This window comes from Oricola nitratireducens, from assembly GCF_014904745.1.
Lineage (GTDB): Bacteria > Pseudomonadota > Alphaproteobacteria > Rhizobiales > Rhizobiaceae > Oricola > Oricola nitratireducens.
Genome location: NZ_JACZCS010000046.1, coordinates 1 through 26,111, shown reverse-complemented (window position 1 = coordinate 26,111; position 26,111 = coordinate 1). Strand labels below are relative to the sequence as shown.

Sequence of the window (26,111 nt, the reverse complement as noted above, 5' to 3'; positions counted from 1 at the left end):
GCGCGGCTTATGACAGGCAGTCGCGAAACCTTCAAGTCCGCATCACGATTCGCCGCCTTTCGCCGTCCGCTGCCGCGTCATCGAGCGTTGCAGCATCGAGCGGTCGATCGCGCCGGTGGCGATCGCCAGGCCAAAATAGATCAGCATCGAGATCGCGATCAGGCCCATCGCGATGCCGGCGCGCACGAGAATGCCGGAGGCAAGAAACGTCTCGCGCGAATAGGACCACGCGCCATAGAGCGCCAGTCCCATGATCGCGCTGCAGACGAGGATCATCGCCGTGCGCCGGATCGTCTCCGGTGACGGGCGGAAATGGTGGCGGCGCCACAGCGTGACGCCGAGAAGGATCGCGTTGACCCAACCGGCGAGGCTTGTTGCCGCGGCAATACCGACATGGCCGATGAGCGGGAACATCGCCAGGCTGCCGCCGGCGTTGACGATCAGCGAGACGAGCGAGAACCACATCGGCGTGCGCATGTCCTCGCGCGCGAAAAAGCCCGGCTGCAAAACCTTGATCAGCACGAAGGACGGCAGGCCGATCGCGAAGGCGGCAAGCGCGCCGGCCGCCGCCTGCGTAGTGTCCGCCGAGAACGCGCCGCGCTCGTAGATGACGGCGATGAACGGAACCGGCGTCAGCGCCAGCGCGACGGCCGCCGGGACGGTCAGTCCGAGGCCGAATTCGAGGCTGCGGTTCTGCAGTGTCAGCGCCGTCTTCTGCTCGTTGGCGCCGAGCGCACGCGCCAGTTCCGGCAGCAGTACGACGCCGATGGCGATGCCGATCACGCCGAGCGGCAGCTGGTAGATGCGGTCGGCATAATTCAGAAGCGCGATCGCACCGTCCTGCTGCGAGGCGATGATCTGGCCGATCACCAGGTTGATCTGGACGATTCCGCCGGTCAGCGCCGCCGGCGCGGCCAACCCGAGCAGTCGCCTGACCTGCGGAGTCAGCCGCGGCCGCTGCGGCTTGAAACGGAAGCCGAGACGGATCAGCCCGTAGACGAGCAGCCCGAGTTGCAGCAGTCCGGCCAGGACGACACCGATGGCAAGGGCGACGCCGATGCCCCGCTGGTCCCAGCCGTAGCGGAGCGCCGCCAAAAGCACGCCGATCAGCACGATGTTGAGCAGCACCGGCGCAAGCGCGGCCAGGAAATATTTACGGAACGAGTTCAGCACGCCCGACAGCATTGCAACCAGCGACATCGCCGTCAGATAGGGAAACATGATCCGCGCCAGCAGCACGGTCAGGTCGAATTTCTCCGGCGTGTCCTGGAAGGCGGGCGCGATCACCGTCGCGGCGAGAAACGGCATGAAGGCGAGCGCCGCGGCCGAGAACACGACGAGGACGAGCGTCAGGACGGAGAAGACCTCGCCGGCGAACTGCGCCGCGCTGTCCTCGCCATTCGCCTCGACTTCCTTGGCGAAGATCGGCACGAAGGCCGAGTTGAACGCGCCTTCCGCGAACAGTCTTCGGAACAGGTTCGGAAAGCGCAGAGCGGCGTAGAAGGCGTCGGCCACCGGCCCGGCGCCGAGCGCCGCCGCGATCATCGCCTCGCGCACGAAACCGAGCACGCGGCTAGCCGATGTCGCGCCGCCGACACCCAGGAACTTGCCGAACAGGCTCATGCGTCAGCCAGCCTTCTGTGATTTGGCGAGCCCGGCGCTCACCTGCACCACCGGATTTTCGTCGCCGCGTCCCATCAGCACGTCCGCCAGCACCTTGCGGATGCGCTTCTGGCGCGCCGGATCGGTGATCTTGTGGCCGGTCAGGTCGGTGACATAGAATGTGTCGACCACCTTCTCGCCGAAGGTGGTGATATGCGCGGAATGGATATCGAGCCTGAGATCGGACAGCGCGCCGGTGATCTCCGACAGGATGCCCGGCCGGTCGAGCCCTTCGACCTCGATGACCGAGAAGCGGTTCGACAGCGTGTTCTTGACGGCGGCGGCCGGCTCGATCGTGAACGCCTTCAGTCCGCGCCGCGGCTTCATCTTGTTGGCCAGCATGTCGGGCACGTATTCGCGTCCCGACAGCACATCCTCGATGACCTTGCCGATCCGTTTGGCGCGGCGGAATTCGTCGCCGTCATCGTCGAATTCGCGGTTGATCAGGATCGTGTCGAGCGCCCAACCGTTGCTGGTCGTGAATACATGCGCGCCGTCGATCTTCGCGCCGGCGCTCGAGCAGGCCGCGGCGATGATCGAAAGCAAGCGCGGATGGTCGGGGGCGAGCACCGTGATCTCCGTGATCGCCTGGAACTGGTTCGTCTTGACGTCGGTCGCCAGCTTCTTGTCCTCGGCCCGCGCCGCGCGGACGAATTCCGCGTGCCGCACCTGGTCCTCGATATCGACGGTCAGAAGATAGTTGTCGTAGTGCTGCTTCACATAAGCCCGCCGCTCGTCTTCCGGCCACGCCGACAGTTCTTCGGTGAGCGCGTCGCGCGCATGGGAAGCCCGCTGCTTGCGGTTGATTTCCGAGAAGCCGCCGGTCATCGCCAGTTCGGCCTCCGAATAGAGCGTGCGCAGCAGCTGGCCTTTCCAGCCATTCCATACGCCGGGCCCGACGGCGCGAATGTCGCACACGGTCAGGACGACCAGAAGCTTCAGCCGCTGCACGGTCTGCACCGTGGCGACGAAATCCTCGATGGTCTTGCGGTCGGAAAGGTCGCGCGACTGAGCCACCGTGCTCATGACGAGGTGGTCGCGGATGAGCCAGGCGACGGTTTCCGTTTCGGCCGCGGAAAATCCGAGCCGCGGGCACAGCTTTTCCGCGACTTCCGCCCCGGCAATCGAATGATCCTTCGGCCGTCCCTTGGCGATGTCGTGCAGGAACAGCGCGATATAAAGCATGCGGCGCAGCTCCTGCATGTCGGGCAGGATCGAGGTGGCAAGCGGGTGTTCCTCGTCGAGGATACCGCGCTCGATCTTCGACAATACGTCAACGGTGCGGATCAGGTGCTCGTCCACCGTAAAGTGGTGATACATGTTGAACTGCATCATCGCCACGACCTTGCCGAAGTCGGGGATGAAACGCCCGAGCACGCCGGCCTCGTTCATGCGCCGGAGATTGAGCGCCGGATCCTTGCGCGATGTCAGGATGTCCATGAACAGCCGGTTGGCTTCCGGATCGTTGCGCAGCGACTTGCGGATCAGCTTCAGCGAGCGGCGCGTCAGTTGCAGCGCCTCGGGGTGGAAATCAAGCCCGTCGCGGTCGGCGAACCAGAACATCCGGATGATGTTGACCGGGTCCTTCTCGAAGACGTCCTCGCCGGTGATGTTGATGCGCTTGTTTTCAATGATGAAATCGTCGGTGCCACGGATCTTGCGACCGCGCCGCTTGAACGGTAGCGTCTGCAGGAGTCGGTTGAAGGCAGGCGCCTGCTTGACCTCTTCCTCTTCCAGCGCCGCGCAGATGATGCGCGTCAGGTCTCCGACATCCTTGGCGATCAGGAAGTAGTGCTTCATGAAGCGCTCGACGTCCTTGAGCCCCGGATGGCTCTTGTATCCGAGCCGGTCGGCGAGGCTGCGCTGGACCTCGAATCCGAGCCGCTCCTCCGCCTTTCCCGTCAGGAAATGCAGGTGGCAGCGCACCGCCCAGAGGAAGTCCTCGCACTTGACGAAGAGATTGTATTCGGCCCGTGACAGCACGCCTTTCCTGACCAGGTCGGAGCGGTCGGCGATCCGGTAGAAATACTTCGCGATCCAGAACAGCGTCTGCAGGTCGCGCAGGCCGCCCTTGCCGTCCTTGATGTTCGGTTCGACGAGATAGCGGGTCTCGCCCATGCGCTTGTGGCGGGCGTCGCGTTCGGCGAGCTTCGCCTGGATGAAGCCCGACGCCGTGTTCCGGACCACCTCTTCGTCGAACCGCTTCTGCAATTCCTTGAACAGCGCTTCCTCGCCATAGAGATAGCGCATGTCGAGGATTGCCGTGCAGATCGTCGTGTCGGCCTTCGACAGCCTTACGCATTCGTCGATCGAGCGGGTCGCGTGGCCAACGGTCAGGCCAAGGTCCCACAGCATGTAGAGGATGTATTCGGCGAGCTGCTCGCCGAGCGGCGTCTGCTTGTAGGGCAGCACGAAGAGCAGGTCGATGTCCGAACCGGGCGCCAGCGTGCCGCGTCCGTAGCCGCCGACGGCAACCAGCGCCAGGCGTTCGCCCTGCGACAGATTGTTGACCCGGAAGACGCGGCTCATCGCGAAATCGTATATCGCGCGGATCATCGCATCCATGGCGTCCGACAGCCGCTGCGCGCAGGCGATGCCGCCGCCGTCCTCGAACAATTGCTTTTCGGCCTGCTTGCGATCTTCCGCGAGCACGGTCTTCAGATGCGCCAGCACTTCGGCCCGAACTTCGTGACCGCTGCCGTCGCCGCCGTGGCGGTCGGCGATCGCGATCAGCTCGGATCGCAGCGCATCGTGATCGCTGGCGGGGTAATGCGGATTTATGGTGTCCTGCATGATGTGTCGGCAGAATTTGGTCCGGTGGCTCTAACGAGCCTCATATAGAAGCGCGATGGCGTTGTCACACGGCTTCACTTCGGTTTTGCCGCCAGGGTCTTCAGCCGGTAGAGCGCCTCCAGCGCGTCGCGCGGCGTCATGTCGTCCGGAGTCAGCGCGGCGACCGCCTCTTCCAGTTCGTTGTTCTTTTCCGGTTTCGGGGCTTCGCGTTTGACCTCGGCGGAGAACAGCGGCAGGTCGTCGACGAGCTTCGCCGCCTTGCTGTCACGGCCCTGCGCTTCCAGTTGGTCCAGCACGTCGCGGGCGCGCGTTACCACGCTTTCCGGCAGGCCGGCGAGCTTGGCGACCTGAACCCCGTAGGAGCGATCCGCCGCGCCGCGGCCGACCTCGTGCAGGAAGATCACCTCGCCTTCCCACTCCTTCACCTTCATCGTCACGTTGTGCAGGCTGGCGAGCGTCTCGGCGAGCGCGGTCAGTTCGTGGAAGTGTGTCGCAAACAGCGTCCGGCAGCGGTTTTTCTGGTGCAGGTACTCGACCGTCGCCCAGGCGATGGAGAGGCCGTCGAAGGTCGACGTGCCGCGCCCGATCTCGTCGAGGATGACCAGCGAGCGGTCGCCGGCCTGGTTCAGGATCGCCGCCGTCTCCACCATCTCGACCATGAATGTCGAGCGCCCGCGCGCCAGGTCGTCGGAAGCGCCGACCCGGCTGAACAGCCGGTCGACGACGCCGACATGCGCGCTGCCCGCCGGCACGAAGGAGCCGGTCTGGGCGAGAATCGCGATCAGCGCGTTCTGGCGCAGGAATGTCGACTTGCCGCCCATGTTCGGCCCGGTCAGAAGCCAGATTACGCCCTGGTCGCCGTCACCCTCGGGCGACAGGTCGCAATCATTGGCGACGAATGGGTTGGCCGCCTGTTTGCGCAGCGCCAGTTCGACGACCGGGTGCCGCCCGGCGACGACCGCGAAGGTGCGGCTGTCATCCACCTTCGGCCTGCAATAGCCTTCCGATTCCGCCAGCCGCGCCAGCGCGATGGAAACGTCGAGAACGGCCAGCGTATGCGCTGCGTCGCGGATCGCGTCCGCTGCCGCGATCGCCGCTGCCTGCAACTGGTCGAAGATTTCCAGTTCGATCGTCAGCGCCCTGTCGGCGGCATTGGCGATGCGGCTTTCGAGATCGGCGAGTTCCGTCGTCGTGAACCGCATGGCGTTCGCCAGCGTCTGGCGATGGATGAACCGCCCCTTGGCCTCGTCCGTGCCGGTCAGCGCGTCCGAGTTCATCTGCGTCACCTCGATGAAGTATCCGAGCACGTTGTTGTATTTGATCTTCAGCGATTTGACGCCGGTCTCGTCGATGTAGCGGGTCTGCAGGTTGGCGATCACCTTGCGCGATTCATCGCGCAGCGCCCGCATCTCGTCGAGTTCGCCGTGATGGCCCGAGCGCACGAAGCCGCCGTCGCGCTTCATCAGCGGCACGTCGTCGTCGAGCGCCGCTGAAAGGCTGTTCGCGACATCCTGCGGCGCTTGCGAAAGGGAGCCCGCCGCTTCCGCGAGTTCGTCCGGCAGGTCGATCGCTGCGATCAGGTCTAAAGTTTCGGCCGCCGCGTCCAGCCCCTCGCGGATGGCGGCGAGGTCGCGCGGTCCGCCGCGGTTGAGCGACAGCCGCGACAGCGCCCGCGGCATGTCGGGCGCCGATTTCAGGATGCCGCGCAATGCGTCGGTCAGCCGTTCGTTTCCGGCCATGAAGAAGGTGACGGAATCGAGCCGCCGGTTGATCGCATCGCAATCCGTCAGCGGTGAGCGCAGCCGTTCGGCGAGCAGCCGCGCGCCGCCGCCGGTCACCGTGCGGTCGATGGATTTCAACAGGCTGCCCTGGCGCGATCCGGAAAGCGTGCGTTCGATTTCGAGGTTCGCCCGCGTCGCCGGGTCGATGAACAGCGTCGAGCCGGCATCCTCGCGCTCCGGCCGCTGCAAGGCGGGGCGCTCGGAAATCTGTGTGCGTTCGACATAGGCGATCGCGCCGGCCGCAGCCGACAGTTCAGCGCGGGAAAATGCGCCGAAACCGTCCAGGGTTTGCACGCCGTAAAAGCGCGTCAGCCGGTCCTGCGCCGTCGCGCTGTCGAAGAAGCTCGCCGGCAGAGGCGTCACCGCCAAGCCGAGATGATCGAAAACCGGCCTGAGCTTCTCGTCCTCGAACACCGTCTCGGCGACGGTGATCTCGCGCGGGCCGATGCGCAGGATGTCGGACAGCAGCCGCTCCGGCGCCGTCGCGGCGATGCGGAACTGGCCGGTCGAGATGTCGATCCAGGCGAGCGCCATGTCGCCGCCGCCCGATTTCGTCCGCCCGATCGCCATGAACGAACTGCTCTCGGACGGATCGAGCAGCTTTTCCTCGGTTATCGTCCCCGGGGTCACGAGCCGCGTCACGTCGCGTCTGACGACCGACTTGGATCCGCGTTTCTTCGCTTCGGCCGGGTCTTCGAGCTGTTCGCAGACCGCGACCCGGAAACCCTGGCCGATCAGCTTTTGCAGGTAGTCGTCGGCGGCATGCACCGGCACGCCGCACATCGGGATATCCTCGTCGAGATGCTTGCCGCGTTTCGTCAGCGTGATCCCGAGGGCCCGCGAGGCGATTTCGGCGTCCTCGAAGAAAAGTTCGTAGAAATCGCCCATCCGGTAGAACAGGAGCGAATCCGGATTCGCGTCCTTGATCTCCAGATATTGCGCCATCATTGGCGTCGGCGCGGCGGCCTGTGCGGTCTTTGTCAGCATGAATCCTGCGTTGGCCCGGGATTTTCTCAGTCATAGTCGCGTTTACAGGCCGGGCAAATAGCCTTACGACAAGCTCCCCATCTTGTTTGGACAATCAATAATAAATCGACGGAAACGCCCATGCCGAAATCCCCGAAACCAGCCGCCAGTGCAAAGCCGGTCTCGGCGCCGCGGGTGATCGAGCAGGAGGCGCTGGATTTCCACTCGCGCGGACGGCCCGGCAAGCTCGAGATCAACCCGACCAAGCCGATGGCGACGCAACGCGATCTTTCGCTCGCCTATTCGCCGGGCGTCGCCGTGCCGGTCAAGGCGATCGCCGAGGATCCGTCCAAGGCCTTCGACTACACGGCACGCGGCAACATGGTCGCCGTCATCTCCAACGGTACCGCGATCCTTGGTCTTGGTGATCTCGGCGCACTGGCGTCGAAACCGGTGATGGAGGGCAAGGCGGTCCTCTTCAAGCGTTTCGCCGACGTCGATTCCATCGATCTCGAGGTCGATACCAGGGACATCGATGAATTCGTCAATTGCGTGCGCCTGCTCGGGCCTTCCTTCGGCGGCATCAATCTGGAGGACATCAAGGCACCCGACTGCTTCATCATCGAGCAGCGGCTGCGCGAGGCGATGGACATCCCCGTCTTCCACGACGACCAGCACGGCACCGCGATCATCGCCGCCGCCGGCCTGATCAACGCGCTGCACCTGACCGGCCGCGACCTGAAAACGGTGAAGATCGTCTGCAATGGTGCCGGCGCGGCGGCGATCGCCTGCATCGAACTCGTCAAGTCGATGGGCGTGCGCCACGAGAACGTCATCCTCTGTGACACCAAGGGTGTTATCTATCAGGGCCGCGCGACCGGCCTGAACCAGTGGAAATCCGCCCATGCGGTCAAAACCGACAGGCGTTCGCTCGCCGATGCGCTCGACGGCGCCGACGTCTTTCTCGGCCTCTCCGTCAAGGGCGCACTGACCGATGACATGGTTCGCTCCATGGCCGACAATCCGATCATCTTCGCCATGGCCAATCCGGACCCGGAAATCACGCCGGAGGAGGTCGCCGAGATCCGCACCGACGCCATCGTCGCGACCGGCCGCTCGGACTATCCGAACCAGGTCAACAACGTTCTCGGCTTTCCCTATATCTTCCGCGGCGCGCTCGATGTGCGCGCGACCGAGATCAACGAGGCGATGAAGGCCGCCGCCGCCCATGCGCTCGCGGCTCTTGCCCGCGAGGACGTGCCCGACGACGTCGCCGCGGCCTATGCCGGCAACCGGCCGAAATTCGGACCCGGCTACATCATCCCGGTACCGTTCGACCCGCGTCTGATTTCCGCCATTCCGGTTGCCGTCGCCAAGGCCGCGATGGAAACCGGCGTCGCACGCCGCGAGATCGCCGATTTCGACGAATATGCGCGGCAACTGTCGGCGCGGCGCGACCCGATCGCTTCCACCCTGCAGCGCATCTACGAGCGCGTCCGCCGTCATCCGAAGCGCATCGTCTTCACCGAGGGCGAGGAGGAACAGATGATCCGCGCCGCTGTGTCCTATGCGAACCAGCAACTCGGCACCGCCATCCTGCTCGGCCGCGAGGACCAGCTTCGCGAGACCGCTAGGGAAGCCGGCGCCGATATCGATCGCCCCGGCATCGAGATCATCAATGCGCGCCTGTCGCACAGGAATGGCGTCTATGCCGATTTCCTCTATGAGCGGCTGCAACGCAGCGGCTACCTCTTCCGTGACTGCCAGCGCCTGATCAACAACGACCGCAATCATTTCGCCGCGACCATGGTCGCGCTCGGCGACGCCGACGGCATGGTGACGGGCGTGACCCGCAACTATTCCACCGCGCTGGCTGATGTGCGCCGCGTCATTGACGCGCGGCCCGGCCACCGGGTGATCGGCCTGTCGCTGGCGCTTTGCCGTGGCCGCACCGTGCTCGTCGCCGACACCGCCGTCCACGATATGCCGACGGCGGTCGAACTGGCCGACATCGCGGAGGAGGCCGCCGGCATGGCGCGCCGCATGGGCTACGAGCCCCGCGTCGCCATGCTCGCCTATTCGACCTTTGGCCATCCGCCCGGCGAGCGCTCCAACGAGGTGCGCGACGCGGTGCGCATCCTCGACAAGCGTCGCGTCGATTTCGAGTATGACGGCGAGATGGCGGCCGATGTCGCGCTCAATGCCGAACTGATGCGCCAGTATCCGTTCTGCCGTCTGTCCGGCCCGGCCAACGTCCTGATCATGCCGGCTTTCCACTCGGCGTCCATCGCCACCAAGATGCTGCAGGAACTCGGCGGTTCGACCGTAATCGGCCCGCTTCTCGTCGGTCTCAACAAGCCGGTGCAGATCGTGTCGCTCGGCGCCAAGGACGCCGATATCGTCAACATGGCGGCCATCGCCGCCTACAATGCGAGCGCGTGAGCGGAGTTAGGCCGTCTTGGCGCCGGGAGCGAAGCGTCCGGCGTCGGCGCCGTAGTAGCGCACATAGCGCTCGCTGATCGTCGCGACCGGCAGGATGACCATAACGTCGGTCGATCCGAAGGCGCGGTCGGGCACCGCCGTGTCGGCGAATTTCGCGCCAAGGCGCAGATAACCCTTGATCAGCGGCGGCATGGCGGCGAGCGCCGTCTTCATGTCGATCGCCTCTTCCGGCATCATGTCCATCAGAACCGCATCGGCACAGGCGGCGTCGACGGCCCATTCGCCCGAGGCGCGGGCATGCTGGTAGAGGAATGACAGCGGCAGCGCATGCGATTGCGCGACCGCGCCCGGGAACGAGGCGCAGCCGACCATGACGTCGATCTCGTGGCGCAGGCAATAGGCCCAGATGCCTTGCCAGAGAAGTTCGATCGTCCGTTTGGAACGGTAGGCCGGCATCACGCAGGAGCGTCCGAGTTCCAGGAATCGTTTGCCGCGGTGGCGAGCGACGAGCGCGTCGATGCCGTATTCGCCGGCCGAATAGAAGCCGCCCGTCTGCGCCGCGACCTCGTCGCGCAACAGGCGATACGTGCCGACGATCTGGTCCGGCGCGCCGCCGGGAAGCGTCGTGTCGACAACGATCAGGTGGTCGCAGACGGCGTCGTAGCAATCCTCGTCGCGGTCGCTCGCGCCGCCGTCCTGCGAAAAACAGGAGCCCATTTCCTCACCGAAGACGCGGTAACGCAGGCGCTGCGACGCGTCGAGTTCGGCCGGATCGGTGATGAGCCGGGCCTGCAGCGCCCCGATTTCCCCGAGCAGCGCGCCATGGTCCGCCGGATGGTTATCCATCAGGGACGAAGGTGCCGTGCCCGCTTTAGTGCCCGCGAGGGCTGTCTGGTTGGCGATGTTCATCCCGCGACCCTTTTCGTGGCGAAGGGTGTGAAACCGGACCGGCCTGGTCGAATCGGCCACGCCGGCGAATTGCTCATTCGCTAGACTTCTAATGCGACAAACGCATGACGATCTCAAGGTCTGGCTTGGCGTTCATTTCCTCGCCGGCAAGGTCTCGAAACCCGAGAATCTTTTCGCCAAGATTATCTTTCCGGAACTTTCCTGCAGCAAAAGAGCATTTCTATTTTAAATTTACACGTTTCGTTCAATTGCGATGGGGCATGATAAATCCTCGCCTAAACCGCTACCATTTCCTGGATTGCTGCGATCATTGACCTCTATTAATTATTCCACGGTATCGTCCGATCTTCCCGCGACGAAACGAAGGGTCGAAAAGGCGCTTCCGATCGAAACGGTGCGTATCATCGCCACCATTTTGCTGGTGACCTATCATGTGATCGGCTCGTCGCCGTCCTACGGGCTTGAGGTCGATTACCCGCACCCGGCTCGCCTGTTTGCGGATTTTTTCGTCGATCTGAGGATGCCGCTTTTCGCCTTTATTTCGGGGCTCGTCTTCGCGATCAGGCCGATAAGGCCGCCGGAATTGCCCAGGTTCATGATCGGTAAGGTTCGCCGGCTAATCGTGCCGGGTACCGTAGCGATCTTCTTGAGCGTTATCGCCGTGAAACTGGTGGACACCCATTTCGAGATGGAACGGCCGCTATGGCAATTCGCTGTTTTTCCCTACCTGCACTACTGGTTCCTGATGTCGATTTTTCTGATCTTCGTGATCTACGCGCCACTGGACGCTTGGACGCGAGGCAAGTCGGCGTTGCCGGTATTTCTTTGTTCGCTGGTTTTGTATGAGAGTGGCTGGAAGCCTGAGCAGAATGTCTTTTCGATCTACGGCGCGATATACCTGCTTCCGTACTTTCTGTTGGGCGTGTTGTTCCACCGGAACGTGAACGAGATTTTCGCCAGGACGGGCCTGCTGATCCCTCTGGCGTTTCTGGCGGTCGCGGCCGCGAGCTATGTCAACGTATCGGAATATCTTGATACCGGTCGTTTCTCGGTCGACAACCGCGATCTGCAAAGTCTGGCGTTCGGATTCGGTGCGTGCATGCTCGCGATGATGACGCTGCCTCGAATTTCCATCCTGGCCCGATTTGGTCCCTATTCCTACACGATCTACCTGTATCACGTGTTCGCAACGTCCTTTGCGCGTCGCGGTTTGACGGCCGCAGGTATCGAGGATTCTGCGGTGTTTATCGCGGTCGGAGTTGTCTGCGGCCTCGCGTTGCCTGTCTTGTTGCATGTCGTCGCGAAGCGATTCCCCTTGACCAGGGTTGCTATGCTCGGTTTGCGCTGGAGACCGGATGCCAATCACAAAAGAATATAACCGCAACGTTTGAGCTACGCGGCTTTCTGGTTCAGCCGGGCGATCTGGGCGATAAAGTCGTCCGGTTCGAGCGGTTTCGTGAGGATGCCGTCGGCGCCCGCATTGATGACGTTGACATGCGTCTCGGGCAGCACGTCGGCCGTCAGCGCGAGGATCGGCACCGGCGAGAGTTCGACCTCGTCCTCGAAGCGGCGGACCGCCGAAATCGCGTCGACACCGTCGAGCACCGGCATGTGCAGGTCCATCAACACGATGTCGTAGGGTATGCCCGCCTGCAGATGCGAGGCGCGCACCGCGTCGACCGCCGCCTTGCCGTTTTCGACATGGTGGACGCGGTGGCCGAGTTTTTCCAGCATCCTGAGCGTCAGCAGCGCATTGACCGGATTGTCCTCGGCGACGAGTACGTTGAGACCCGTTTTGTGGCGGATTTCCGGGCGCATGGCGATGTTGTTCGTCATCGTGTCCGGTGCAAGCGACAGGGCGCTGGCGGTGTTCGAGACGATGCGGATCAGGGTGCTCGGGCGCACCGGCCGGGTCAGGAAGGCGTGCCCGGCCTCCTTGAAATGTGCGCCGGTCGAGCCGCGGTCCTCTGCCTCGATCAGGGCAATCAGCCTGGCGGAAAGATCGTGGTGATCGAGAAAGCTTTCCGCGCCGCCGCCGATCCGGTTGTCGATGATCAGGGTCGCGTTGTCCGGTTCGCGCCGGCAGGCCTCGATGGCGTTTTCGCGCGTCAGGTGGATGTTGGCCTCGGCACCCGCGTCTTTCAGTGCGCGTGCGAGCAGCCTGGCCTCGATCGGGTTCGGGCTCAGGATGGCGACCGTGCGTCCGGCGAGGTCCCTGTCGTGACGTTCCGCTTCCTTGACGCCGGTGACCGGGAAACGGATCAGGAAGCAGGATCCCTCGGCGATACGGCTCGTCAGTTCGATCGAACCGCCGGCCACTTCGACGATGCGCTTGGAGATTGCGAGACCGAGGCCGATTCCTTCATGCGGCCGGTTGATGCCGATGCTTGCCTGCTCGAATTCATCGAAAATTCGTTTCTGGTCGCGCATCGCGATGCCGGGCCCGGTGTCGCGGATCGAGAATTCCAGCATGTTGTCGCAGTAGCCGACCGTGACGGAGACGCCGCCTTCCTCGGTGAATTTCACAGCGTTTCCGATGATGTTCATCAGCGCCTGGCGCAGGCGGCCGGGATCGAAGGTCGCGGATTCCGGCACTTCCGGAGACAGGTAGTAGCCGAGATCGATGCCCTTCGCGAAAGCCCGCCCGCACAGCAATTCCGCCACGCCGCTGACCAGCGGCGCGATCGCGGTCTGTTGCGGATGGAATTCCAGGTCACCCGATTCGAAACGCGCGAACTCCATCAGGTCGTTGACCAGCGTCAGCAGCGCCTCGCTCGAGACGGTGATCGCATCGACATAATTTTGTTGTTCCGGCGTCAGTTCGGTGTCGGCGAGGAGCTTGCCCATGCCGATAATGCCGTTAAGCGGCGTGCGTATCTCGTGGCTCGTCATCGCCAGGAAGCGGGACTTCGCGCGGTTGGCCCGTTCGGCGTCGTCGCGGGCGCGCTGAACCGCGTGCAGATCGGGATATTCATTGCGCTGCAATTCGAATCCCGACGGCGCCACCGGTGCCATCCAGCGGACGACCGCGTTCCACGCGCGCTGTAGCTGATGAAAGTTCGCTCCCATATCCATGCGAACTTTCTATCGCATCGCGGTTAGAATCGCGTTTCGCCCGACGCTAAAACTTTAACCAAGCGTGCCGTTATGATTCGGGTGAGGGCTTACCCCTTCATGTCGACGACGACCCGTCCGCGCACCTTGCCGTCGAGGATTGCATGCGCGGTCTCGATAATCTCGTCGAAACCGATGGTTTTCGACAGGCTCGCCAGCTTCGACGCGTCGAGATCGGTCTTGATTCGGGCCCAGGCCTCTTCGCGCAGCGCCTTCGGTGCCATCACCGAATCGATGCCGAGAAGCGAGACGCCTCGCAGGATGAACGGCATCACGGTCGTCGGCAGATCGAAGCCTTGCGCCAGCCCGCAGGCGGCAACCGCGCCGCCATACTGCGTCTGCGCCAGAAGATTGGCGAGCGTGTGCGAGCCGACCGAATCGATAGCCGCCGCCCAGCGTTCCTTGCCGAGCGGCCGGCCGGGCTCGGACAGCTCGTTGCGGTCGATGATCTCGGCGGCGCCCAGCCCCTTCAGATAGTTCTCTTCCGAGGTGCGGCCCGTCGAGGCGATGACGTGATAGCCGAGCTTCGCGAGGATCGAGATGGCGACGGAGCCGACGCCGCCGGAAGATCCGGTGACAGCCACGGGGCCGCGTTCCGGCGTAATGCCGTGGCGTTCGAGCGCCAGCACGCACAGCATCGCCGTATAGCCGGCGGTGCCGACCGCCATCGCGTCATGCGCGCTCATGCCCTCCGGCAGCGCGATCAGCCAGTCGCCTTTGACGCGCGACTTGCCGGCATAGGCGCCGTAATGGGTTTCGCCCGTTCCCCAGCCGTTGAGGATCACCTTGTCGCCGGGCTTCCAGTCCGGATGATCGGAGCTTTCGACGGTTCCGGCGAAATCAACGCCCGGGATCATCGGCCAGTGCCGCACCACCGGAGACTTGCCGGTGATCGCCAGCCCGTCCTTGTAGTTGACGGTGGTCGCTTCCACCGAAACGACGACATCGCCCTCCATCAGGTCATCGACGGTCAGGGTTTCCACACCGACCGACTGCTTCTTGTCCTCGTCGCGTGAGACCATGATGGCCTTGAATGTATCTGGCATGTTGCTTCTCCCAGTTTGAACTTCTCAGAAAATATCGCTCAGTCCAGCTTTTCAACCGCCCGGTCGCGCCGCCAGGAAAGCAATTCGTCCAATATGATCAGGCCGGCGCCGACGGTGATCGCCGCATCGGCAAGATTGAACACGGCAAACGACCAGACCGGCGTGTGAAACAGGAAATAGTCGATCACATATCCGAAGGCCGCCCGGTCGATCAGGTTGCCGAGGGCGCCGCCGATGATCAGCGCGTAGCCGAAATGCGACAGCACGCGCGACGCCGGGCTACCGCGCCACAGCCACAGGACGAACGCTATGACGGCGAGGCTGATGGCGATCAGCGCCGCCGGACCGAGGCCCCACAGCATCGAAAAGGCGATGCCCTGGTTGTGTGTGCGGTAAAGCGCGAAAAACGGCAGCAGGTCGATCGGCTGCTGATAGGCCATCAAGCGCTCGACGGCCAGCTTGGCCACTTGGTCGACGGCGACAATTGCCGCGATCACGGAAAAGGCGGTCAACGGCCGTTTCATGCGTCGTCTCCGTCGAAATTGAGTGCGTGCCGGCGGACCTCGAACAGGCACACGCCGGTGGCGATGGCGAGATTGAGCGAATCGGCCCGGCCGGCCTGCGGAATCTTGATCAGCGTCGAACAGGCGTCCGCGAGGTCGTCGGTCATGCCGGCCTGCTCGTTGCCCATCAGCAGCAGCACCGGCTCTTTCGTGTAGTCGGGCTCGCGGTAATCGACGGCGCCCTTCAGATGGGTTCCGGCGACCATCCCCGGCCAGGCCTTGGCGAAGGAGATGAACTCCGCCTCGCTCATGCGGGTCAGCGGCACCGCGAAGACCGAACCCATCGTCGCGCGCACGGTTTCGGTGGCGAACGGGTCGGTCGTCTGTCCGACCAGGACCACGCCCTTGGCGCCCGCGGCGTCGGCGGTGCGGATGATCGTGCCGAGATTGCCCGGATCGCGCACCCGGTCGAGCGCCACCCAGACGTCGTTGCCGGCCGGTTTGATCGCCGCCGGCGCCGTCCAGCGCTGTTCGAACACGCCCATCACCATCTGCGGATTGTCGCGCCGCGCGATCGTGCCGAGGACCTTTTCCGAGACGATCAGCACGTCGGCGCCTTGCGCCAGGCAGCGCGCGGCGAGTTTTTCGACGTTTTCCTGTCCCCTGCCGGCTTTGGAATAGATCAGCGTACGGATCGTCCAGCCGTTCTCGATGGCGTCGATGACGAGCTTCATGCCCTCGGCGAGGAACAGCCCGGTCTCGTCGCGGTGCCGCTTCTTTTCCAGCAGCCTGATGTCCTTGATGATCGGATTGGTCAGGCTGGTGATTTCCCTTACCCGGCCCGGTGCGCTGATCGGTGTGCTCATGGCGTCTCCTCCGCGATCCAGCGGCTGTAGAGCGACGTCGACAGCGCCCGGTCGCTCGCCTCCTCGCGGATGATCAGCTCGCCCGACTGGATCAGGCCGTCATGCGAAAAGCCGGTGAACACGTCGCGCATCATCTCGTGCATGGCGAAGAAGGAGGCGCGAATCGCGTAGGCTGTCAGCGTCATCATCACCGGCCTGTCCGACAGGATGTCGCGGCATGTGTCGAGCATCTCGGCCAGGTTCTCGAACAATTGCCAGATCTCGCCGGCGGGCCCGCGCCCGTAAGCGGGCGGATCGAGCAGGATGATGTCGTAGGAATTGCCGCGCCGCGCCTCGCGCTGCACGAATTTCAGGGCGTCCTCGCAGATCCAGCGGATCGGCCGGTCGGAAAGTTTCGCCAGTTCCTGGTTCTCGCGCGCCCAGGTGATCGCCTTCTTCGAGGCGTCGACATGCGTTACATGCGCGCCGGCGTCCGCCGCGACCAGCGAGGCGACGCCCGTATAGCCGAACAGGTTGAGGACACGCAGTTGCCGGCCGGCCTTGCCGATGCGCGTTGCCATGTCGCGCCAATGGACCGCCTGTTCGGGAAAGACGCCGACATGGCGAAACGAGGTGAAGCGGCCGAAATAGGGAATGCCGTCGAACGCCATCTCCCAGGTTTCGTCGAGCGGCTTGCCCGGAAAGCGCCAGCGTCCGAGCCCTTCCTCGTCCGTGTCGCCGGTAAAGGCCGCGTCTGCCGCCGCCCATTCGTCCTGCGGCAGTTTCTTTGCCCAGATCGCCTGCGCTTCGGGCCGGATGATCCGGTAGGGGCCGTAGCGTTCCAGCTTCTCGCCGTCGCCGCTGTCGAGCAGGGCGTAATTGGCGTCGGCCGTCGTTTCGAGGATCAGCGGCGCTTCGCCCGGCGGTACGGCGCCTTTGCGCGGCTGGCGCGGCGCGCGCTGCTCGGCCGGCTCCGCCTTGACGGCGGGCTGAGCATGTTTCGGCCGCGGACGGAACCCGCCAGGACGCCCGTCGCCATCCTTGCGCGCGGGCGCCGACGAGGGGCGGTTCTTCGGCCGGTGTTTTCTCTTCGGGTCGCTCTTCGCCAAGGTCGGGGCCAATGAAATTGCGTCAGGCGGTGTCTATGGAACATTCGCTGGTGAAAACCAAGACGGGCCTTTGCCATCATCGACGCTACGGGCGGCCTGCTCCGATAATCCATCTCTGTTGGGAGAGAGGGGCCGATGCCGAAGCCTTGCCGCGAGAACGTGACGATCGTCTTTTTCCGGGGGCTTGCGCTCTGCGTTCTGCTTTTCGTGATCGGCGAACTGATCGGGTCAGTTTTCGGCTGAAAGCTCCGCGGCTAGGGTCGCCGCCGCGAGGTCTTCCAGCGCCGCCCCGGTCGATTTGAATAGCGTGATCTCGTCGTCGCCGGCCCGGCCGCCATGCGTGCCGGAAGAAAGCGCGTGCAGGTCCGCCTTGATGTCCTTTTCGCTCATCACGCCGGTCTTCAATGGCTGGACGATGTCGCCGCCTTCCTTCGTCGCGCCCTCGTAGGTGTCGACGAAGATCGAGGCGCGGCGGATGCAGTCGTCGTCGCTCTCGCGCATTTGCGGCGTGAACGCGCCGACGAGATCGATATGCGTGCCCTGTTTCACCAGCGCGCCCTTGATCAGCGGAACGCCGGAGAGTGTCGCCGCGGCGATCGTGTCGGCCTGCGGTACGGCTGCGTCGAGGTCGGTCGTGGCGCTGGCGTCGAACCCGTCCGCCTGCAGCGCCGCCGCCAGTTTCTCGGCGTTTCCGGCGGACCGGTTCCACACGACGATTCGCTTGTACGGCCGCACGCTGGCATGCGCGCGGGCAAGGAACGGCGCCAGTTCGCCCGCACCGACGACCAGCAGCGTGTTGGGATCTTTCGGCGCCAGATAGCGCGCAGCAAGCGCCGAGGCGCAGGATGTGCGCCACAGCGTCAACCGGGTTCCATCGATCAGCGTCTGCGGCGCGCCGGTCTTGCCGTCCATCAGGATGTAGGAGGCCATCACGGCGGGCAGGGAAATCTTGCCGTTGTCCGGCGTCACGGTCGCGATCTTGACGCCGATATGGCCGTCGGTGACGTCCTTGCTCCATGCGGGCATCAATAACAGCGTCTGGTCGGCGCCGCCGGTCCGCTCGATCGTGTGGTGGTGGCGCATCGGCGCGTTGACGCCGGTCGCGAAGGCTTGCCCCAGCGCATCGATCACTTTTTCGAAGGTGAAAAGGCGGTCGAGGTCTTCGGCGGAAATGAATTTCATGAAATGTCCCGGTTCAGCGCGACAGGACGAGCGACTTGCCGGCCTCTGTGTCGGTGCCCGCCTTGCGCTTGGTGTCCTCGACCTCGAAACGCAGGCTGTCGGCCTCCTTCCTGTAGCGGCGTTCGCGCTTGCGGTGCTTGCCCTGCGCGATCCAGGCGCCAACGCCGCCGGCGATGATGCCGATTGCCGCTGCGGCGAACAGCCAGATGAACATCGGCGCATTGACGGTCAGCGCCGGATTCTGCGGATTAAACACGTCGAAATGCAGCGGTGCCGAGCCGCGATTCGCCACCGCGAGCGCGATCAGCACGATCGCCAGGGGAATGAGGATGAAAATTGAAATCAGCCGCCGGATCATGGCGTATCAACTCCAGCAAGCCGCCGGGACTGTCAAGCCCGGCGCATACGCGGTTACTTGTTGAGCCGCTCGCGCAGTTCCTTGCCCGTCTTGAAGAAAGGCACCCATTTCTCCTCGACGGCCACCTTTTCGCCGGTACGCGGGTTTCTTCCCTCCCGTGCGGGCCGGTTCTTCACCGAGAATGCGCCAAATCCGCGCAGTTCCACCCGGTTGCCGTGTGACAGGCTGTCCGTGATTTCGTCGAACACCGCATTGACGATATTTTCAACGTCGCGCTGGAACAGGTGCGGATTCCTGTTGGCGATGATTTGAACCAGTTCGGATTTGATCAAGGCGGCCCCTCCGTCCGGTCGGACATGCCGGCATTCAGCGGCCAACGTGCCAAACCGAAATCAGACCGTCAAGGAGAAGACGTTGCGAAATCGCCTCGGCGGCGGATTTTTTCCCGAGGTCGAAACCGAACCAGTTCGCCATGGCGCGCGCCCAGAACAGTCCGCCCGCCGGCGCCGGTTTCTTCCATTCGACGACCTTGAGATCGGCATCGATGCCTTTCGAAACCAGCCAGTCCTTGGCGGCTTCCTCGCCGCCGAGCCCGTCGACCAGCTTGCGCTCGAGCGCCTGACGGCCGGTGAAGACCGAGCCGTCGGCGAGCGTGGAGATTTCCGCGTCGGTGAGCCCGCGCCGATCCTTCACCAGGTTCTTGAACCATGCGTAGCTGTCGAGAATCATCCGCCGGATCATCTCTTCGGCGCCGGGCGGCGGCTCGTCGAACATGCCCGGCTCGGCCTTGAGCGGGCTCGACTTGATCGTGCGCACGTCGACGCCGACATTGTCGAGCAGCTTGGTGAGGTTCGGATACTGCACCAGCACGCCGATCGAGCCGACGATCGAGGTCTGGCGCGCGATGATGTGGTCGGCCGCCGAAGCGATCATGTAGCCGGCGGACGCCGCCAGAGTGCCGACCTGGGCGACGACCGGCTTGTCAGCGGCGATCTTGCGTACCGCATCGAAAATGGCTTCGCCGCCGGCCGTTGTTCCGCCGGGCGAATCAACCGAGAGAATGACGCCTTTGACCGCCTCGCTCTTGCCGATTTCCTTCAACACGCCGAGAAGCGCCTCGTCCTCGAGGATCGTGCCCTCGATTTTAACCTTGGCGATATGCGGCCGCGATTTTTCGCCGAAATGTTCCTCGGTCATGGAGGCGTAGGCGATCGCGAAAAGGCAGACAAGCGTTACCACGACGGCCGCGACACGCCAGAAAGTCAGTTTGCGCCGCAGCCGTCTGCGGTCGATGATGTCGTCGGCGAAATGATCGGACATGGTGTTCCCGGAGCTGTTTTCCTGTTTCTTGAACGAATGCGGAGCCGGCGAAAACTTGCGTTTTGCCGACGCATTACCACTTCATGGCGATATTCGGGAATCACCATATTGGCGCATTGGCGGCTTGGCGAGATCATTTGATGCACGGAAATGACAAAATCGGCGGCAGCGGCGTGGCGCAAATGCGCGGCGGGGATCGCCAGCGCGCATACCGCAGTGCCCGCTCACATTCCGGCCGGGTCCGCTTCGCCAAGCTCGCGCTGCCGGTGATCGCGGTCGCGATCATTTTCGTCGCGGGCGGCTACATGTGGCTGCAACGTATCGCCCCTGGCGTTTCCCTCGACCTGTCCGGCGGAACCATCCGCGATGGCAAGCTGGTCATGGCCAATCCCAAGGTCGACGGCTTCACCACAGACGACAAACCCTATTCGGTGCGCGCTGCGCGCGCAATTCAGGACCTGACGGGAACCGGCATCATCAACCTCGAACACATCCAGGCCACTTTGCCGATGGAAAACGGCGTCAGCGCCCAGGTCACGGCGCCCGGCGGTGTCTTGAACTCCGAAGCCAACACGCTCGACTTCAAGGAATCGCTCGCTGTCAAAACCACCGACGGCATGCGCGCAAATTTCGGCTCGGCGGCGATCGATCTCGCTGCCGGTTCGCTCACGACCTCCGATCCGGTGCGCATTTCCATGCCCGGTGTCGTTATCGAAGCCGATCGCTTGCAGATCGATGACAATGGCGCACGATTGCTCTTTGAAAGTCGCGTCAGACTTGTGGTACAGCCGGCCATATTCAAATCAACGGTTTCCGATGCGGGACCCGATGCCGGTTCGGGCGGATGAACGAAGGAACGACCATGCGCAGACAGCTCTCTTCCCGCATGCCGGCCTTTTTGGCCGTGCTGCTGCTGATTGCCCCGGTGCTCGCCCCCGGCGTCGCGCACGCGCAGACGACGCGCAATACCGGGCTTCAGCTGACCGGCGACAAGCCGGTTCAGATCGAGGGCGATAAACTCGAGGTCCTCGAGGACAAGAGCGTGGCGATCTTTACCGGCAATGTCAGCGTCGTCCAGGGGCCGACCATTCTGCGCACCGGCAAGTTGACGATCCACTACCTCAAGGACGGTACCGGCGCCACAATGACTTCCAGCTCGTCGCAGATCGAGCGGCTGGAAGCGACCGGCGGCGTCAACATTCAGTCAGGTACGCAGGTCGCCACCGGCGACACCGGCGTCTTCAACATGCAGTCCCAGGTGTTGGTTCTTTCCGGCAAGCGCGTGACGCTGTCCCAGGACGGCAATGTCGCGACCGGCTGCAAGCTGACCGTTGCGATGCAAACCGGCCGCGCCACGCTTCACGGCTGCGGTGACGCCGGTTCGCGTCCGACCATCCTGCTGCAGCCGCGCTCCGCGCGCGGCAATTGAGGGCCGCCCGACGGTGTCCAGCCTGAATTTCTTCCGCCGCGGCGCCGGCAAGCCGGACCCCGCCGAGCCAGCGGATACGCCCGGCCTGCGCGGCCGCAACCTGCAGGGCACGCTGATCGCGCGCGGGCTGACCAAGAGCTATCGCGGCCGCAAGGTCGTCGACGGTGCCACCATGGGCGTGCGCGCCGGCGAGGCCGTCGGACTGCTCGGGCCCAACGGTGCCGGCAAGACCACCTGTTTCTACATGGTCACCGGCCTCGTGCCCGTCGACGAGGGCCATATCCTGATCGATGGCAATGACGTCACGGCCATGCCGATGTATCAGCGCGCCCGCCTCGGTATCGGCTATCTGCCGCAGGAAGCCTCGATCTTCCGGGGGTTGTCAGTCGAAAAGAACATCATGGCGGTGCTCGAAGTCGTCGAGAAAAGCGCCGGGGAGCGCCAGAAGAAGCTCGATGCGCTGCTCGAGGAATTTTCCATCGGCCATCTGCGCAAGGCGCCCTCCATCGCGCTGTCCGGCGGCGAGCGCCGGCGTTGCGAGATCGCCCGCGCGCTTGCCTCCGATCCCGCTTTCATGCTGCTCGACGAGCCCTTTGCCGGCGTCGATCCGATCGCCGTGTCCGATATCCAGCAACTCGTCCGCCATCTGACCCAGCGCGGCATCGGCGTGCTGATCACCGACCACAATGTGCGCGAGACGCTCGGCCTGATCGACCGCGCCTACATCATTCATGCCGGCAAGGTGCTGACCCAGGGCAAGCCCGACGAGATCATCGCCAACCCCGATGTCCGCCGCCTCTATCTGGGCGAACAGTTCTCCCTCTAAGACCGGATAGTGGCCTGTCCCGCCGCCTGGAGCGCTTGCCGTATTGGCCGGTTCGGCTTAACCGTTTGACAGCCGGTCCGTGATAAGCAATTTTCGGGCCAGTTTGGTAACGGGTAGGAGGTTCGGACAGACGGGGATGGCATTATCGGCCAAACTCAATTTGCGTCAAAGTCAGTCGATGGTGATGACGCCGCAGCTTCTGCAGTCGATCAGGCTGTTGCAGTTCACGCAGCTTGAGCTCGATCGCTTCGTGCAGGAGCAGATCGAGAACAATCCGCTGCTGGAATCGACAGGCGCCGAGGACTATTCGTCCGACGCGGACAATCCGTCACCGGCCCAGGATGACATCGGCGACAGCGAATTGGCGTCCGACTGGTCGTCGATGGAAGAACTCGAAGTCAGCGCAACGACGATCGCCGACCGTCTCGACACCTCGCTCGACAATGTCTTTCCGGATGATCCGGGCCACGCCGATCCCGGGGCTGGCGCGGCTTCGGCCATGCACAGAGGCGCGACGACCGGCACCGATTTCAGCGCCAATCCGGATTCGGATTTCGACTTCCAGGAGATCGTCGCGGCCACGACGTCGCTGCGCGATCACCTGATCGAGCAGATCGCGCTGACGCTGCGCACTGTCTCCGATCGCGCCATCGCCCATGAACTCGTCGATTCGCTCGATCCGAGTGGTTACATCGAAGTCGATTTCGACGAGCTGGCCGAGCGGCTCGGCTGCGAGGTCGAGGACATCGACGCCGTCCTCGGCGTGTTGCAGCAGATGGATCCGCCCGGCGTCTTCGCCCGCAATCTCGCCGAGTGCCTCGCGTTGCAGCTGCGTCGCAAGGACAGGTTCGATCCCGCCATGGCGGCGCTGATCGAAAATCTGCCGCTGCTTGCGAAGCGCGATTTTCGAACCTTGTCGCGCATTTGCGGAGTCGGCGAGGGCGATCTTGTCGACATGCTGGCCGAAATCCGCACGCTCGATCCGCGGCCGGGTCTTGCCTATGAACATTCCGCCTCCGAGGCGATCATCTACGACGTCGAGGTGCGCGAGGCGGCCGACCGGACCTGGCGTGTCGAGCTCAATCCCGACGCCCTGCCGCGCATCCTTGTCAATCGCGACTACTACACACAGATCTCGCGGTCCGGCCTGAATCCCGACGAGAAGACCTTCATGAGCGAATGCCTGCAGAACGCGACCTGGCTGGAGCGCAGTCTCGACCAGCGCGCGACCACGATTCTCAAGGTGGCGACCGAGATCGTGCGCCAGCAGGACGCGTTTCTCGTCCAGGGCGTCAGCGCACTGAAGCCGATGACGATGAAGATGGTCGCCGACGCGATCGGAATGCACGAATCGACGATCAGCCGCGTCAGCGCGAACAAATACATGCTCACCCCGCGCGGCATGTTCGAGTTCCGCTATTTCTTCACCGTCGCCATCGGAGCCAGCGACGGCACCGACGAGAGCCACTCCTCGGAAGCCGTGCGCCAGCGCATCCGCGCCCTGATCGACAAGGAAACGCCCGACGCGGTGCTTTCCGACGATTCGCTTGTCACGATGCTGCGCAAGGAAGGGATCGACATCGCCCGGCGCACCGTGGCGAAATATCGCGAGGGCATGAACATCGCCTCCTCGGTCCAGCGCCGCCGGGAAAAGCGCGCCCTTGCCGTCGCCAATGGCTGAGGCGGACGCGACGTATCGCGATTGCCCGTCTTTTTTCTGCCTGCCTGTCTTCACAGCCTTGCTTCTTTCGCCCAATCTGTGCTTTGGGCGCTCGCCGCCTCAAGACAAAAACAATGGGAGTTGCAAATGGGTTTGCGCGTTTCGGGAAAACACATGGATATTGGCGACGCCTTTCGTATCCGGATCGAGGACCGAATCGACGAGGCGCTTTCCAAATATTTCGACCGCGGTGCAAACGGTCACGTGACTGTGGAAAAGGCCGGGTCGCGGTTCACGACCGACTGCATGCTGCATCTCGACTCGGGCATCGTCTTGCAGGCGACGGGTGAGGCTCTGGATCCGCAAGCCAGTTTCGATGCCGCCGCCGAGCGGATCGAAAAACGCCTTCGCCGCTACAAGCGCCGGCTGAAGTCCCACAACAGCGAGGAAGCCGCTCAGCGCAACGAGGAATACGCCTACCGGGTCCTCGAGGCTCTGCCCGAAAGCGACGACGAAGCCATTCCCGACGACTACGCGCCCGTCGTGGTCGCCGAGCGGTCGATGCAACTGGCTACGATGCCCGTGGCTTCCGCGGTTTTGCAACTGGACCTGCAGGACAACCCGGTATATGTGTTCCGCAATGCAGGCAGCGGGGACGTGAATCTCGTATACCGCCGCGCCGACGGAAACATTGGCTGGATAGATCCGGGCTCGATCAAGCAATCTTAGTTGTAATCGTTCGAAACGCGTTACACTGCGCGTGCCTTGGCTTGGACTATCCGCAAGGACAGACGAATGGATCTCGGTGATATTGTCACTCAGGAAGCGATCATCCCGGATTTGAGGGTGAGCTCCAAGAAACAGCTTCTCCAGGCAGTCGCGGAAAAGGCATCGGAATTGACGGGCATCTCCGCCCGGGCGATTTTCGACACGATCTTGCAGCGTGAGCGTCTCGGCTCGACCGGCGTCGGCAAGGGAATCGCCATTCCGCACGGCAAATTCGCCAATTTCGACCGCATCGCGGGCGTCTTCGCGCGCCTGCATGCCCCGGTCGATTTCGAGGCGCTGGACGATCAGCCTGTCGACATCGTGTTCCTGCTGCTGGCGCCGGAAAGCGCCGGCGCGGATCACCTCAAGGCGCTGTCGCGCATCGCCCGCGTGCTGCGCGATCCGAACCGCATCGGCAAACTGCGCGCCACCTCCGATGCCGACGCGCTTTATGCCTTCCTGACCGAAGAACAGGCCTCCAACGCCGCCTGATTTACGCTTCGGCGCATTTCCGCACCGCCCGTCTGTCCGCCGTTCCGGTCGTGGTATATGGTCCGGCCCGCGAAAGTACCCGCTTGCCGATCGCAGTGGGTTTGCGCGGGAAAAGACAGCGGGAGGTGGCAATGCCGATCTATGAAGACCTGAAAGATGCGTCCGTCCTGATCACCGGCGGCGGATCGGGGATCGGCGCCGCGCTGACGGAGGGTTTCGCCGCCCAGGGCGCAAAGGTCGCATTCATCGACGTCGCGAAGCAGGCGAGCGAGGCGCTGGTCGCGCGGCTCTCTCCCGATGTGGCCCATGCGCCGCTTTTCCTCGAAGCCGATCTGCGCGACATCGACGCGCTGCGCGCCGCGGTCGACGGGGCCGCGAAGGCGCACGGACCCGTCACGGTGCTCGTCAACAACGCCGCTCGGGACGACCGCCACGAGATCGAGCAGGTCGACGAGGCCTATTGGGAAAACAACCTCGCCATCAACCTGCGTCCGCATTTCTTCACCATCCAGGCGGTCGCGCCCGGCATGCGCGCGGCCGGTGGCGGCGCGATCGTCAATTTCACCTCGACCTCCTACATGCTCAACATCGGGGACATGCCCGCCTACACGGCATCAAAGGCCGGCATCGTCGGCCTGACCAAGGGCATGGCCGGAAAGCTCGGTCCCGACAATATCCGGGTCAACGCGATCGCGCCCGGCTGGGTCATGACTCAGCGTCAGAAGGACCTCTGGGTCACCGAGGAGGGATTGGCAGCGATGATAGGGCGCCAGTGCATCAGGGAGCCGATCCAGCCCGAAGACATGGTCGGTCCGTGCCTGTTTCTGGCATCCACGGCGTCGCGCATGGTTAGCGCACAGATCCTGATCGCGGATGGAGGCATGATGTGATCCCGCAATCCGCTCA

General features: G+C 63.7%; 22 protein-coding genes. 9 read left to right on the top strand and 13 right to left on the bottom strand.

The genetic code is table 11. The features are described 5' to 3' along the window. Positions 1-42: 42 nt before the first annotated feature. The 3 genes from murJ to mutS form a co-directional block, all read right to left on the bottom strand. Complete coding sequence (murJ, locus tag IG169_RS19785) at positions 43-1,623, bottom strand: murein biosynthesis integral membrane protein MurJ (RefSeq protein ID WP_193177993.1); 1,581 nt, start codon at positions 1,621-1,623, stop codon at positions 43-45. Positions 1,624-1,626: 3 nt separating this feature from the next. Beyond that, positions 1,627-4,455 (bottom strand): [protein-PII] uridylyltransferase, encoded by a 2,829-nt coding sequence (locus tag IG169_RS19780; RefSeq protein WP_193177992.1) that lies wholly within the window; start codon positions 4,453-4,455, stop codon positions 1,627-1,629. A gap of 74 nt (positions 4,456-4,529) precedes the next feature. After that, on the bottom strand, positions 4,530-7,223 hold the full coding sequence (gene mutS / locus IG169_RS19775; protein ID WP_193177991.1) for a DNA mismatch repair protein MutS: 2,694 nt from the start codon (positions 7,221-7,223) through the stop codon (positions 4,530-4,532). Between the two features lie 120 nt (positions 7,224-7,343). On the opposite strand from mutS, the gene IG169_RS19770 reads away from it, so the two are divergent. Further along, complete coding sequence (locus IG169_RS19770; RefSeq protein WP_193177990.1) at positions 7,344-9,644, top strand: NADP-dependent malic enzyme; 2,301 nt, start codon at positions 7,344-7,346, stop codon at positions 9,642-9,644. A 6-nt stretch (positions 9,645-9,650) separates the two neighbouring features. Here IG169_RS19770 and olsB read toward each other — a convergent pair whose 3' ends face one another. Then, a complete protein-coding gene (gene olsB / locus IG169_RS19765; protein WP_193177989.1) occupies positions 9,651-10,553 on the bottom strand; it encodes a l-ornithine N(alpha)-acyltransferase in 903 nt (300 codons plus the stop codon). Positions 10,554-10,863: 310 nt separating this feature from the next. Between olsB and IG169_RS19760 the strand changes: the two genes are divergently transcribed. Beyond that, entirely contained in the window at positions 10,864-11,931 is a 1,068-nt protein-coding gene (locus tag IG169_RS19760; RefSeq protein WP_193177988.1) for an acyltransferase family protein, read from the top strand. A gap of 14 nt (positions 11,932-11,945) precedes the next feature. On the opposite strand, the gene IG169_RS19755 is transcribed toward IG169_RS19760, so the two are convergent. From IG169_RS19755 to sppA, 9 genes are all read right to left on the bottom strand, one after another. After that, entirely contained in the window at positions 11,946-13,628 is a 1,683-nt protein-coding gene (locus IG169_RS19755) for an ATP-binding protein (protein WP_193177987.1), read from the bottom strand. 89 nt (positions 13,629-13,717) lie between these two features. Continuing rightward, a complete protein-coding gene (acuI, locus tag IG169_RS19750) occupies positions 13,718-14,713 on the bottom strand; it encodes an acrylyl-CoA reductase (NADPH) (RefSeq protein ID WP_193177986.1) in 996 nt (331 codons plus the stop codon). Between the two features lie 38 nt (positions 14,714-14,751). Continuing rightward, a complete protein-coding gene (lspA, locus tag IG169_RS19745; protein ID WP_193177985.1) occupies positions 14,752-15,237 on the bottom strand; it encodes a signal peptidase II in 486 nt (161 codons plus the stop codon). After that, positions 15,234-16,082 carry a TrmH family RNA methyltransferase gene (locus IG169_RS19740; protein ID WP_193177984.1) on the bottom strand — a complete coding sequence of 283 codons (849 nt, stop codon included), beginning with the start codon at positions 16,080-16,082 and terminating at the stop codon, positions 15,234-15,236. The genes lspA and IG169_RS19740 overlap by 4 nt, the downstream gene beginning before the upstream one ends. Then, complete coding sequence (locus IG169_RS19735) at positions 16,079-17,170, bottom strand: RsmD family RNA methyltransferase (RefSeq protein WP_193177983.1); 1,092 nt, start codon at positions 17,168-17,170, stop codon at positions 16,079-16,081. The genes IG169_RS19740 and IG169_RS19735 overlap by 4 nt, the downstream gene beginning before the upstream one ends. A gap of 228 nt (positions 17,171-17,398) precedes the next feature. Continuing rightward, positions 17,399-18,352, bottom strand: a complete 954-nt coding sequence (gene lhpI, locus IG169_RS19730) for a bifunctional Delta(1)-pyrroline-2-carboxylate/Delta(1)-piperideine-2-carboxylate reductase (protein ID WP_193177982.1) — start codon at positions 18,350-18,352, stop codon at positions 17,399-17,401. A gap of 13 nt (positions 18,353-18,365) precedes the next feature. Further along, positions 18,366-18,710 (bottom strand): lipopolysaccharide assembly protein LapA domain-containing protein, encoded by a 345-nt coding sequence (locus IG169_RS19725; RefSeq protein ID WP_193177981.1) that lies wholly within the window; start codon positions 18,708-18,710, stop codon positions 18,366-18,368. A 53-nt stretch (positions 18,711-18,763) separates the two neighbouring features. Further along, on the bottom strand, positions 18,764-19,042 hold the full coding sequence (locus tag IG169_RS19720) for an integration host factor subunit beta (protein WP_193177980.1): 279 nt from the start codon (positions 19,040-19,042) through the stop codon (positions 18,764-18,766). 34 nt (positions 19,043-19,076) lie between these two features. Further along, positions 19,077-20,030, bottom strand: coding sequence for a signal peptide peptidase SppA (gene sppA, locus IG169_RS19715; protein ID WP_193177979.1), 954 nt, complete (start codon positions 20,028-20,030; stop codon positions 19,077-19,079). 140 nt (positions 20,031-20,170) lie between these two features. Here sppA and lptC point away from each other — a divergent pair, with 140 nt between their 5' ends. The 7 genes from lptC to IG169_RS19680 all read left to right on the top strand — a co-directional run bounded on the left by lptC (position 20,171) and on the right by IG169_RS19680 (position 26,095). Next, positions 20,171-20,878 (top strand): LPS export ABC transporter periplasmic protein LptC, encoded by a 708-nt coding sequence (gene lptC / locus IG169_RS19710; RefSeq protein WP_193177978.1) that lies wholly within the window; start codon positions 20,171-20,173, stop codon positions 20,876-20,878. A gap of 14 nt (positions 20,879-20,892) precedes the next feature. Continuing rightward, positions 20,893-21,459, top strand: coding sequence for an LptA/OstA family protein (locus IG169_RS19705; RefSeq protein ID WP_193177977.1), 567 nt, complete (start codon positions 20,893-20,895; stop codon positions 21,457-21,459). An 85-nt stretch (positions 21,460-21,544) separates the two neighbouring features. Continuing rightward, positions 21,545-22,285 carry an LPS export ABC transporter ATP-binding protein gene (gene lptB, locus IG169_RS19700; RefSeq protein WP_246717471.1) on the top strand — a complete coding sequence of 247 codons (741 nt, stop codon included), beginning with the start codon at positions 21,545-21,547 and terminating at the stop codon, positions 22,283-22,285. 136 nt (positions 22,286-22,421) lie between these two features. Beyond that, positions 22,422-23,966: an RNA polymerase factor sigma-54 gene (gene rpoN, locus IG169_RS19695; RefSeq protein ID WP_193177976.1), complete on the top strand. Its 1,545-nt coding sequence runs from the start codon at positions 22,422-22,424 to the stop codon at positions 23,964-23,966. A 126-nt stretch (positions 23,967-24,092) separates the two neighbouring features. After that, positions 24,093-24,674 (top strand): ribosome hibernation-promoting factor, HPF/YfiA family, encoded by a 582-nt coding sequence (gene hpf / locus IG169_RS19690; RefSeq protein ID WP_193177975.1) that lies wholly within the window; start codon positions 24,093-24,095, stop codon positions 24,672-24,674. Positions 24,675-24,740: 66 nt separating this feature from the next. Beyond that, entirely contained in the window at positions 24,741-25,205 is a 465-nt protein-coding gene (gene ptsN, locus IG169_RS19685) for a PTS IIA-like nitrogen regulatory protein PtsN (RefSeq protein WP_193177974.1), read from the top strand. Between the two features lie 131 nt (positions 25,206-25,336). Beyond that, positions 25,337-26,095, top strand: coding sequence for an SDR family NAD(P)-dependent oxidoreductase (locus IG169_RS19680; protein WP_193177973.1), 759 nt, complete (start codon positions 25,337-25,339; stop codon positions 26,093-26,095). The last annotated feature ends 16 nt before the right edge of the window (positions 26,096-26,111 follow it).